The sequence below is a fragment of the Arthrobacter sp. SAFR-044 genome, from assembly GCF_059414985.1.
The window spans coordinates 68,572-80,317 of the sequence record NZ_JBPFDN010000002.1; the positions used below are offsets into that span (position 1 = coordinate 68,572).

Consider the following 11,746-nt stretch of genomic DNA (forward strand, 5'->3'; position numbering starts at 1 on the left):
TGCGGGGACAGGATTTGAACCTGTGACCTCTGGGTTATGAGCCCAGCGAGCTACCGAACTGCTCCACCCCGCGTCGCTTGATCAACACTACCCTACTTTTGCGGCGCCCCCGACCACGCCCGCACACCGCGGGCACAGTGGGCCCACAACTACCCCGTGGAACCCACATCAGCCGGGAAAGCAAAAGGCCCGGACATTGTTGCCAATGTCCGGGCCTTTCCTCAGTTGCGGGGACAGGATTTGAACCTGTGACCTCTGGGTTATGAGCCCAGCGAGCTACCGAACTGCTCCACCCCGCGTCGCAAGAACTACTTTACCGGGAGGTGAACCCCAGGCCAAATCGCAGCGGCGTGACGTCCGTTACGCCGCCCCGGCACCCGGCCCCGCGGGGATCGGGTGCCGGGTGCCGCCGTCGTACTACTGACCCGCTGACGGGGACGAGGAAGGGGACGGGGAGGCCGAAGGCGACGCGGACGCAGCGGGGGCCGGGCTGGCCTCCGGAGCAGTGACCGGAATCTTGGCCTCAGCGTCCATCGCCTTCTTCAGCGCGGCCGCAACCTTCTTCTGCGCGTCGCCATAGGCAGCAAAGTCGCCGGCTGCGAGCGCCGTTTGGCCGGCCTGGATAGCGGCGTTCGCCTCGTCCAGGGCCGCCTTGAGCTGGGCCTTCGCGTCCGCCTCGGCAGGGGTGGCAGGCGCTGCCGGTCCTGCAGGGGTCTGGCCGTTGTTGGCGGAATCCCCCGCGGCTGCACCGGAGTCCCCTCCAAACAGCTGCTTCAGGGCTGCATCGAGTGTGGGCGCGAAACCGACCTTGTCGCCGAAAGCCACCAGCACGCGCTGGAGGGTGGGGTATGACGTCTCACCCGTTGACTTGAGGTAGACCGGCTGCACATACAGGATGCCGCCGCCCACCGGCAGGGTGAGCAGGTTGCCGTTCAGGACGTCCGACGCGCCCTGGCGCAGCAGGTTGAGCGCCTGTGAAACGGTGGGGTCTGAGTTGAATTTGTTTTGCGCCTGCCCCGGACCCGGCACCTGTGTTTCCGGCGGGATCTGCAGCAAACGCAACTTTCCGTAGCCCTCAGCCTTCACTCCCGACTCGTTGCCTGCATCCGAGTCCGCGGCAAGGAAGCCGTACAGGACGTTGCGCGCGTTGCCGTTGACGATCTGCGGGATGAAGGAGGACGTCAGCTGGAATGCGGGCTTCTCCTGGTCCGGCATCTGCAGCGACATGTAGAACGGCGGTTGCTTCACGTCGGTGTCCACCGTGGGATCGGCGGGCACGCTCCATGCGTCGTTGTTCTTGTAGAAGCTGATGGGATCGGTCACGTGGTACTGCCCCAGCAGCTCGCGCTGGACCTTGAACAGGTCCTCCGGGTAGCGGACGTGGCTCATCACCGCCCCTGACATCTCCGAGTACGGCTTCAGGGAGGACGGGAAGACCTTCTGCCAGGCCTTGAGGACGGGATCGGTGTCGTCCCATGCATAGAGGGTCACTGAGCCGTCATAGGCGTCCACGGTGGCTTTTACGGAGTTGCGGATGTAGTTCACCGTGCTGTTGGGCAGGGCCACGGCACGGCCGGAAGTCGTTTGCGAATCCGCGGTGGCATCCGACAGCGACTTCTGCTGCGAGTACGGGTAGTACTGGCTGGTAGTGTAGCCGTCCACGATCCACTTGACCCGGCCGTCCACCACCGCCGGGTAGGCGCCGCCGTCCACCGTCAGGTAGGGGGCCACCTTCTGGACGCGTTCGCGGGGGCTGCGGTCGTAGAGGATCTGCGAGGCCGGGTTCACACCGTCCGAGAGCAGCAGGTCCGAGGACTGGAACTTGATGGCGTAGAGGATCTTGTTGAAGAAGGAGCCAACGTTCGGGCCCCCATTCCCCTTGAACGTGTACTGGGTTTCGCCCTCCCCTTCCTTGCCGGAGGGGCGGTCCTGCTCGCGCGGCGTGGCGCCGTCCGGGGCACCCACGATGGAGTATTCCGGCGAGGTTTCACCGAAGTAGATCCGCGGTTCGTAGGTGGTGTCGTTGCCCAACACGCCAGTGGACGGGATGCCGGACTGCAGGAACTCGGGCTTGCCGTCCACGGTGAACTTGTTGCCCTTGGCCGCCACAACCCCGTAGCCGTGCGTGTAGACCACGTGCTGGTTCAGCCAGCCCTGCTGGTTGGTGGCAACGTTCGTGGGGTTCAGTTCCCGCACGGCGATCACCGTGTCCTGGATCTTGCCGTCCACCTCGTAGCGGTCCACGTTAAGGGCCTTGGGGAACTGGTAGTACGGCCGGTACTGTTCCAGCTGCGCGAAAGCGTCCGAGATCAGGTTGGGGTCCAGGAGCCGGATGTTGGCGGTGGTCTGGGCATCCGGGGCGAGCGCGCCGGTGCTTGCCGTGTTGGTTGCGTCGTACCGGGTTTCCTGGACGCCGTCCAGGCCATACGCCCTGCGGGTGTTGTCGATGTTGCGCTGGATGTATTCCCGCTCCAGCGTTTGCTCCGACGGACGGACCTGGAACTGCTGGATGACCCATGGATAAACTCCGCCCGCCAGGATGGAGGTAATGATCAACATGGCAGTACCGATGACCGGCAGCCGCCAGCGTCCGATGACGGCGGCAACGATGAAGAGGATGGCCACCAGGACGGCAGCCACGGCGAGGATCGCCTTGGTGGGGATGACGGCGTTGACGTCCGTGTAGAGGGCACCGGCCCAGCGCCCGCCGTTGCTTTGCACCGAGGAGTAGCGGTCAAGCCAGAAGTTGATGCCCAGGAGGATCAGGAAGGCTGCACCGGTGACGGCGATATGGATCTGCGCCGCGCGGCTGGTGAACACCCCACGCTCCATCAGGCGGATACTGCCGTACAGGTAGTGGGTGAGGATGCCGGCGATGCCCGCGATCACCACGACGCTGATCAGGAACCCGGTGACGAACCCCAGGAACGGCAGGGTCATCAGGTAGAAGCTGATGTCCATGTTGAACTGCGGGTCCGTCTGCCCGAAACCGACCTGGTTGAAGAAGAGCAGCACCTTCTGCCACTGGCTGGCGGCCGCGCTGCCCGCGAACAGGCCGAAGAGGACCGGCAGGCCCACCATGACGATCCTGCGGACAGGCTCCAGCTGCGCCTGGTACCGGTTGAGGTTGTCCCGGATCTCGGAGTCCGGGGCGTAGACCGGCCTTGCGTTGTAGGCGATGCGGATGGAGAAGAAAACCGCCGCGAACATGATGGCGAAACCAGCCACGAATGTGGCGATCTTGGCGAGGTTTTCGGTGACGAAGACCTCGATGAAGCCCAGTTGCCGGTACCAAAGGACGTCGGTCCAGACGTTGGCGAAGAATATGAAGCCCACTACCACCAGGGCGACGACGATGAGGGTGGGCGTCAGGGCGCCCCGTCGCGATGGGGGCCTTCCTGTGGACGTGGTGCTGGCGGGACGGGACAAACTGGGTACCTCATAGCTGGTCGTCGAGATTCGAAGCGTGCGAGCGACGTACGGTACCGGTCAAACGGCTGGTTTCGTCCGTCATCAGTGCCACGAGTGGCGGTAAAGCTTAGTTCCTGTCGAGTCTAGTTGGGACCGGCCTATTTGCCGGTGCACCCAGGAAGTGCGGATGTGTCCTGCCCGCTTCCGGCCAGTTCCACAGCATGCCGCGCCTCGGTAAGGTTTTCCACGCGTACCACCTGAAGGCCGTCGGGGATGTGGCCGGCAACCTCGTCGCAATTACCGGCGGGCGCCAGGAACAGTGAGGCTCCGGACGAGCGGGCACCTTGCATCTTTTGGCCGATGCCGCCAATGGGTCCCACCGCACCGTCAGGTGAAATGGTGCCGGTTCCCGCAATGTGCTTGCCCCCGGTAAGGTCGCCCGGCGTCACCGTATCGATGATGCCCAGCGAGAACATGAGTCCGGCGCTGGGGCCGCCCACCTTGTCCAGGGAGATCTGTACCTGGAAGGGGAAACTGAACAAGTACTTCAGCATGACGCCGAGAATGAACCGGCCCTGGCCGTTGTCCTTGGGCGTCACTTCCAGGGCGACGGGCTGGCCCGCCCGCTCCACCGTCAGGGCAGCCGGAGCCCCCTTGCCCGCCGCCAGTTCATCCTGGATGACGCTCAGTGAGGTGATGTCCTTGCCGTTGATGGACTTGAGGATGTCCCCTTGCTGGATCTTGCCCGCGGACGCTGAATCCTTGGACAGGCCCGCGGCCTGGAGCTGCTCGCCGAACGGAATCTTGAGTTCGTTCAGGGCGGAGGCCACCGCGTTTTCCTGGGACGTGGCCATGGCCACCGCGCTTTGTTCCTGGGCCTCCTCCCTGGTGGTTCCCGTGGGATAGATCAGTTCCACCGGGTAGACGGCTTTGGAGTTGTCCAGCCAGGCGGAGAAGGCGTTGAGGATGCTGACGGAACCGGTGGGGCCGCCGTCGACGTACACCGTCGTCAGGTCCAGGCTCCCGGCGGCGGGATACGTTTCGTGGCCGCTGACATTGATCACCGGGTGCCCCTGGCTCTCCCCCAGGGTGTTGTAGGTGGGCCCGGGCGACTCGATGACGTAAGGCACCGGAAGCGTGCCCACGGCAATTCCCAGCCCCAACGCCGCCAGCCCGGCAACCATCATGGTGGAAAGGCACCTCCCGGGGCGCCCGCCGTCGTCCGCGCCGGCACTGGTGACTACACCCGCTGTGCCGCTTCCGCCTGCCCTTTCCGGCGGGCCGCCGGCACCCACAGGCCCGGTGGTGGAGAAGGGGGAAAGTTCTGGAACGTGGTCCTCGGAGGGATGGCCGCCACGGGTTGTAGTCACCCCACCAACACTACGCGGTGGCGGCGCGCCGGGGCGCTTTGCCTAGAGCGAACGACGACGTCGGGCGGCAGACAGCCGACCGGCGCCGGGGTACCGTGAAGGTTGATCAACAGTCACACCATCGATCGGCGGGACCATGACCTCCAACCCACTCAATCCGTCCAACGGCGACGACAATCCAAAGGATCCGTTGACCGAAATGCTGCAGAACCTGATGGGCGGCAAGGGGATGGAGAACTTCGACCCCGCCGAACTCGCCAAGGCTGCCGGGCTGCCGGATGACCCCAACCTGCTGGCCCAGATGTTCTCGCAGGTGCAGGCGATGATGAGCGCCCCGTCCGAGGGCCCCGTTAACTGGACGCTGGCCCACGACAACGCGAGGCGGGTGGCCGCCGGCAGCTCCGATCCTTCGGTCTCGGCGCACCAGTCCCGGGAGGTGGACGAGGCCCTCCGCCTTGCCGAGCTGTGGCTGGACCCTGTCACCGACCTGCCCGCCACCGGCCTGATCGGCAAGGCATGGTCGCGGGCGGAATGGGTGGAGGCCACCCTCGGCACCTGGAAGCGGCTGACCGAACCCGTGGCCAACAGCATCGCCAACGCGCTCTCCTCCGCGATGACGGAGCAGATGCCGGAGGAGATGAAGTCCATGATGGGTGGCGCTTCCTCCATGCTGCAGAACATGGGCGGCGCGATCTTCGGCATGCAGCTGGGCCAGGCCATCGGTGCCCTGTCCAAGGACGTGGTGAGCTCCACCGACATCGGCGTTCCGCTGGCCGACCTTGAAATGGCACTGCTGCCGGCAAACGTTGCCGCCTTCGGCGAGGGCCTGTCCCTGCCCGAGAATGACATCCGGCTGTTCCTTGCCGTGCGGGAAGCCGCGCACGCGCGGCTCTTCGTGCAGGTCCCCTGGCTGCGCGGACACCTGCTGGGCGCCATCGAGGCTTACGCCCGCGGCATCCACATCGACACCTCGCGCATCGAGGAACTGGCCCGCGACCTTGACCCGAGCAATCCGGAAGGCATCCAGGAGGCCCTGTCGCAGGGTGTGTTCATGCCGCAGCGGACACCGGCGCAGGAACAGGCCCTGGAGAAGCTCGAGACGGCGCTGGCCCTGGTGGAAGGCTGGGTGGACGAACTAACCGCGGCAGCTACCGAGAAGGTGCTGCCGTCGGCCGGCGCCCTGCGGGAAACCGTGCGGCGCCGCCGGGCAACGGGCGGTCCGGCCGAGCACGCCTTCGCGTCCCTGGTTGGGCTGGAGCTGCGGCCGCGCAGGCTCCGCGACGCCGCCACCCTGTGGGCCACGCTGAAGGAGGAGCGCGGCATCGAGGGCCGGGACGCCATCTGGCACCACCCCGACCTGCTTCCCACGGCGGAGGACCTGGACGATCCCAAGGGCTTCAGCTCCCGCCGCAAGCTCGCCGAGGCCAGCGACAGCGAAGTTGATGACGCCCTTCAGAAACTGCTCAGTGGCGGGTTTGACGGCACCTCCACTGATGAAGGCGGAGCGGCGGGCACCGACGATGCTGCCGGCGATGCCGGGGACAAGGACGACGACGGCGGAACAGGCCAGCCCAAAGGCTGACACTTAGCACCCCCGACTACCCTCGGCGGGCCAGGATTCCTGGCCCGCCGGAGGTTTTTAAGGCCTGATCGGTGTTCCGGGCATGAGCTAGTCGGCGTCGCCGCTGCCGGCCGTGCCGTCCTTGTCCAGTCCCCGGGACGTGGCAAACGAAACACCTTCGAGGAATGCCTTGGCCCGCTGGGTTTCAGGGTAGGCGTCCAGCAGCTTCCAGAACGCGGCGTTGTGTGACGCCACCAGGAGGTGGGCCAGTTCGTGCAGCAGGACGTAGTCGATGACCCACTGCGGCATGGGCCGCAGTTTGTCCGACAGGCGGATCGTTCCGTCGGCCGGCGTGGCGGAGCCCCACCGGGAGTTTTGGTTGCTGACCCAGCGGACGGACACGGGAGCTGACCGGCCGCCGAGGTACTGTGCCGACAGGTGTGCGGCGTGGGCTGCCAGGGCATCGTCGGTGGCGGGGCGGCGGCGGCCGTCTGCAGCCCGCCGGTCCCCCTGCTTGTGCAGCTTCGCCAGCATGCGGTGCACCCACTCCCGTTCCTGGGCGGCAGTGAAGCGGGCCGGAATGGCAACCACCGCTGTTCCGTCCTCCCAGAACGCCGCAACCGTCCGCGTACGCCTGGCAGAGCGCCGCACCTCCACAGGGGCGCCGCCTGATGTGGTCAGCGGGGCGCCCTGGCGGGCTCCGGAACCGGTGCCGCGATTCACAGGACGGAGCTTTCAACCAGGACCCGGAGGACGTCTTCCCCGTACTTTTCCAGCTTGGACGGGCCGACACCGGCGAGGCCGGCGAGCTCCTCCAGCGACGCCGGCCTGGCCTCGGCAATGGCAGTAAGGGTGGCATCGGTGAACACGACGAACGCGGGGACATCCGCGGACTGCGCCACCTCACGGCGCCAGTTGCGGAGTGCGTCAAAGGTCTGTTCCTCGTACGTGGGGGGACAGGCGTTGCAGCGGCCCACCTTGCGTTCGGCCCCGGTGGCCAGCATGGTGCCGCAGACACGGCACACGGCGGGCGCGGCAGCCTTGCGGCGTGGAGCGGTTCCTTTTCCCCGGGCACTGGAGCTTGCCACCGAATCAGGCCGCAGGCCGTCCAGGAACCGGGATGGTTTCCGGTTGGCGCGGCCCCCGGGAGTCCTTGCGGTGCTCCACGAGAGGAAGAGGTGTTCGCGGGCCCGGGTGATGCCGACGTACAGCAGGCGGCGTTCCTCATCCACCGACTCAGGTGAATCGGCGAAGGAAATGGGCATCAGGCCTTCGCTGAGCCCCACCAGGAAGACTGCGTCCCATTCCAGGCCCTTGGCTGCGTGGAGGGAAGCCAGCGTCACGCCCTGGACCGTCGGCGCGTGCTGGGCCAGGGAGCGTTCCTGGAGTTCGTTGACGAAATCCGACAGGCCGAACTGGGGACCGCGGTTTTGGACGAGTTCATCGGCAAGCGCCACCAGCGCCGCGAGCGACTCCCACCGCTCGCGCAGGGCTCCGCCGTTGTGCGGAGCGGCATCCGTGTAGCCGAGGGAGGAGACGATGTCCCGTACCAGCTGGCCCAGCGGTTCCGGTGTGTCCGTTTCTGATACGGCCCTGGTGGCTGCGCGCAACTGGAGGATGGCGTCCCGGACCTCCTTGCGGGCGAAAAAGCGTTCACCGCCCCGCAACTGGTAGCCGATTCCTGCCGCTGCGAGCGCCTGTTCGTAGGCCTCGGACTGGCCGTTGGTGCGGAAAAGGACGGCCATTTCGCTGGCCGGAGTCCCGGCGTCGAGCAGTGCCTTGATCTTCTGCGCCACGGTGGCAGCTTCGGCTTCGTCGTCCGTGCACTCGGTGAACTGGGGCGCCGGCCCGGCAGGGCGCTGCGCCACGAGCTGGAGGGGTGCAGCCCAGGCGGCGTCGGCGGTGGGCCCGCCGCTGCGGCGACCGCCCAGCAGGTCATTGGCCAGTTTCACCACCTGCGGGGTGGACCGGTAGTCCCGGACCAGCTTGACCACGTTGGCCTGCGGGTAACGGGCCTTGAAATCCAGCAGGTGCTTGGGCGATGCACCGGTAAAGGAGTAGATGGTCTGGCTGGCGTCACCCACCACGCACAGTTCGTCACGGCCGCCGAGCCAGAGCTCCAGGAGCCGCTGCTGCAGCGGGGAAACGTCCTGGTACTCGTCCACCACGAAGTGCCGGTATTGTTCCCGGACGGTGGCAGCCACCTTCTCGTCCTCCTGCAGGATGCCCACGGTGATCAGCAGGACGTCCTCAAAGTCGATGACATTGCGGTCCGTCTTGACGTCCTCGTAGGACTGGAAGACCCGGGCGACCGCAGTAAGGTCGAACCCGCCGGGTGCGCCCCTCCCCTGGGCGTTTTCCAGGTAGTTCGCAGGGGTCAGCATGGACACTTTGGCCCATTCAATCTCGGAGGCAAGATCGCGGATGGAGGCGCGGTCGGTGCTGAGCCGCAGCCGCCGGGCGGCTTCTGCCAGCATCTGCGCCTTGTGGTCCAGCAGGTTGGGCAGTGTGCCGCCTACGGCCTGCGGCCAAAAGAACTGCAGCTGCCGCAGGGCTGCGGCGTGGAAAGTCCGGGCCTGCACGTTTCCGGCACCGAGGTCGCGCAGCCGGCTGCGCATCTCCGCCGCCGCCCGGGCCGTGAACGTCACCGCGAGCAGGCGCTGCGGGCTGTAAACGCCTGAGTGAACCCCATAGGCAATGCGGTGGGTGATGGCGCGGGTCTTTCCGGTTCCGGCGCCGGCCAGCACGCACAACGGGCCGCTCAGCGTACTGGCCACCTCACGCTGTTCTGCGTCCAGCCCTCCGAGGATCCGGTCCTCAAGGGAGGCTGCTCCGTCAAAATTTTCTGTAGTCACTTCTGCTGCTTTGTTTCTCGACTACCGCGTGCTGGAGTCTGGTGGATGGAATAACTTAGGCGCCGGCCAGGTCCTGGATCCGGCCGCCGTACCAGTGCTCAATCAGGGAACGCGCAATGGAGAGCCGGGTGGAAATGGTGATCTCACCACTGAGCACCGCTTCCTGGAGTTCCTCGCGGCTGAACCAGCGGGCCCTGGTGACCTCCACGCCGTCGGGCGTTGCCTGGGTGTCCTCGGTGACGGCGGTAAAACCAAGCATAAGCGAGGCCGGGAACGGCCACGACTGGGAGCCGAGGTACTGGCAGGCTGTGACCCTCACTCCAACCTCTTCCTGGATCTCGCGGACCACGGCTTCCTCCAGCGACTCTCCAGGCTCCACGAACCCGGCCAGGGTGGAGTAGTTCCGGGCATCCACCGGACCACCGCCGCCAAGGAGCAGCCGGCCGTCCGGGCCGACCACTGTGACAATGATGGCCGGGTCCGTACGCGGAAAGTGCTCGGACTTGTCCGCGGGACACCGTCGAACCCAGCCGCCTGACTCAACGTCCGTAGGCGTCCCGCAACGCGGGCAGTGGGTATGGGCTGCATGCCAGTTGGCGATAGCGCTGGACTCCACGAAAAGGGCGGTGGAAGTGGCGGTCAATCCTGCCGCGACCTCCCGGAAACCGGCCCAGGTTGCGTCTGCGGGAATCCCGGCGGTGCCGGGCTCGGGTGGTTCGGGCAGCACGAACAGCAGCAACTCGGTGCCGGCCGGAAGATCCGCGGCGGGCAATGCGGATCCCAGGTACACGACGAGCTCCGGCGCCACCCCTGCTGCCGTGAGTTCTGCCAAAAGGTCCTTGGCCCCTGCCAAGACCAGATTGCTGCCCCGCACCAGCCCCTGGCGCCGGGACAGGACTGCGGCCACCGCGTCCGGGCCGGAGAGCAGCTCATCCACCATGCCGGGCCTGCCGCGGACAGCGGATCCGCGGTCCACCAGCGCCGGCCTCACCGGGAGCAGGGTGTCCACCAGGTGGTTCGCGGGCAGGGGCGCTTGCACGGCCTGGTGGACGGGTGTAACAGACTCCGCATGGCTCATGCTTCCACCGTACTGACTGCTGCCGACATTTCACATTTCGGCCGGGCCCGTCCGGTGCGGGGGTACCCCCCGATTTCCAGCTATCTGGAGACTCGCCGCGGCCAGACCGCCGTCTGGGACGGCGCGCAATCTACCGTGGAACGGTGAGAAGAAAACCGATTGAACTGGCGGCGATTGCAACCGCGGCAGTCCCCGGACTGACCCCGACAGCTGTTAGCTCTGCGCCGGATGACCCCGCGGACTTCGACTCGGCCCTGCTCCTTGATTCCGAAGGCAAGCGCTGGCGGGTCCGGTCGCCGCGGCATGCCGAAGCCAGCACGCGGCTGGAAACGGAGTTCCTGGTGCTGCGCGCCTTCGCTCCCGCCGTCCGCGCGGAATTGCCGTTCCTGATGCCTACGGTCGCCGGCAGCGTCCGCCTGGGAAGCCTCACTACCTTCGTTTACTCACACCTGTCCGGGAGCACGCGCAGCGTAGAGGAGCTGACATCCGGACCCGCCGGCCTTGCCCGCGAAATCGGTTCCGCGCTGGCCGCGGTCCACGACCTTCCCCGGTCCCTGGTCAGCAACGCCGACCTGCCCAGCTACACCCCCAACGAGTTCCGCCAACGGAGGCTGAACGAACTGGACCAGGCAGCGACAACGGGCAAGATCCCAGCCGCACTGCTTCGGCGCTGGGAACATGCCATGGAAGACGTGTCCCTCTGGCGGTTCAACCCCTGCGTTGTCCATGGCGACCTGCACGAGGACAACCTGCTGGTGGAATCGGGACGGGTGACCGCTGTCACCGGTTGGACGGACCTGCGCATCGGTGACCCCGCAGACGATTTTGCCTGGCTGGTGGCCTCCAATGAACAGGACTTCATTGATGCCGTCCTGGCGTCTTACACTTCCAGCCGCCGCGACGTCCCGGACCAGCACCTGCTGCGCAGGGCCGCCCTGTCAGCCGAATTTGCCCTGGCGCAGTACCTGGTCAAGGGCCTGGCGGCCGGCGACCAGGAAATGGTCAGCGAGGCCGAGGGAATGCTGGAGAGCCTTGCCAGCGACATCGCCGAATTCGGCGGCCAGCCAATCAGCGTCGAACCCCTGCCGGCCAAGAGCACCCCTGCTGCGGGCGTCGAGGTTCCGGCACCCGCCACGGCACCCGCGCCCGCCGGTACCTCGACTCTCCCGGCGTCCGCGGGCGGCAGTTCTGCGGTCAGTCCTGCAGTTACCGTCATCCCCGTCCCGGCCGAACCAGCGGCAACTGCCATACCGGATGTGCAGGTGCCACCGGAAGGGCCGTCACAACCCGCCGTCCACGTGGCACCTACCCCGGCAGAGCCGCCCGCTGCGGGCGCTGAGCCCATAGAGGCGCCGTCCACTGAAGCCAAAGGTCCGGACGATACGTCCACCGCGGCCATTTCGGTCATCAACGCGAACCGGGGCTAAGCGGGACAGGCCCTGCCCCTTGGGGCCCTACGTTCGCCGTTCCC

General features: G+C 66.6%; 7 protein-coding genes and 2 tRNA genes. 2 read left to right on the forward strand and 7 right to left on the reverse strand.

Going from position 1 to position 11,746, the window contains the following annotated elements:
• From ACR65J_RS03040 to ACR65J_RS03055, 4 genes are all read right to left on the reverse strand, one after another.
• A tRNA-Met gene (locus ACR65J_RS03040) sits at window positions 1–73 on the reverse strand.
• Between the two features lie 152 nt (window positions 74–225).
• Window positions 226–299: transfer RNA gene (locus ACR65J_RS03045), tRNA-Met, on the reverse strand.
• A gap of 118 nt (window positions 300–417) precedes the next feature.
• Window positions 418–3,429 (reverse strand): UPF0182 family membrane protein, encoded by a 3,012-nt coding sequence (locus ACR65J_RS03050; RefSeq protein WP_440165970.1) that lies wholly within the window; start codon window positions 3,427–3,429, stop codon window positions 418–420.
• Window positions 3,430–3,569: 140 nt separating this feature from the next.
• Window positions 3,570–4,781: a YlbL family protein gene (locus ACR65J_RS03055; protein ID WP_440165972.1), complete on the reverse strand. Its 1,212-nt coding sequence runs from the start codon at window positions 4,779–4,781 to the stop codon at window positions 3,570–3,572.
• 136 nt (window positions 4,782–4,917) lie between these two features.
• On the opposite strand from ACR65J_RS03055, the gene ACR65J_RS03060 reads away from it, so the two are divergent.
• Window positions 4,918–6,363, forward strand: coding sequence for a zinc-dependent metalloprotease (locus ACR65J_RS03060; protein ID WP_440165974.1), 1,446 nt, complete (start codon window positions 4,918–4,920; stop codon window positions 6,361–6,363).
• Between the two features lie 87 nt (window positions 6,364–6,450).
• Here the strand turns inward: ACR65J_RS03060 and ACR65J_RS03065 are convergent, their stop codons facing one another.
• From ACR65J_RS03065 to nudC, 3 genes are read right to left on the reverse strand one after another with little or no spacing between them, the layout of a single operon-like run.
• Complete coding sequence (locus ACR65J_RS03065; protein ID WP_440165976.1) at window positions 6,451–7,065, reverse strand: M48 metallopeptidase family protein; 615 nt, start codon at window positions 7,063–7,065, stop codon at window positions 6,451–6,453.
• Window positions 7,062–9,197 (reverse strand): ATP-dependent DNA helicase UvrD2, encoded by a 2,136-nt coding sequence (locus ACR65J_RS03070; RefSeq protein WP_440165978.1) that lies wholly within the window; start codon window positions 9,195–9,197, stop codon window positions 7,062–7,064. The genes ACR65J_RS03065 and ACR65J_RS03070 overlap by 4 nt, the downstream gene beginning before the upstream one ends.
• A gap of 55 nt (window positions 9,198–9,252) precedes the next feature.
• Complete coding sequence (nudC, locus tag ACR65J_RS03075) at window positions 9,253–10,275, reverse strand: NAD(+) diphosphatase (RefSeq protein WP_440165980.1); 1,023 nt, start codon at window positions 10,273–10,275, stop codon at window positions 9,253–9,255.
• Window positions 10,276–10,418: 143 nt separating this feature from the next.
• On the opposite strand from nudC, the gene ACR65J_RS03080 reads away from it, so the two are divergent.
• Entirely contained in the window at window positions 10,419–11,702 is a 1,284-nt protein-coding gene (locus ACR65J_RS03080; RefSeq protein ID WP_440165982.1) for a macrolide 2'-phosphotransferase, read from the forward strand.
• The last annotated feature ends 44 nt before the right edge of the window (window positions 11,703–11,746 follow it).

Coding starts and splice junctions, on each gene's coding strand:
- nudC (WP_440165980.1), bottom strand. CDS start 10,275: ATGAGCCATGCGGAGTCTGTTACACCCGTCCACCAGGCCGTGCAAGCG.
- ACR65J_RS03060 (WP_440165974.1), top strand. CDS start 4,918: ATGACCTCCAACCCACTCAATCCGTCCAACGGCGACGACAATCCAAAG.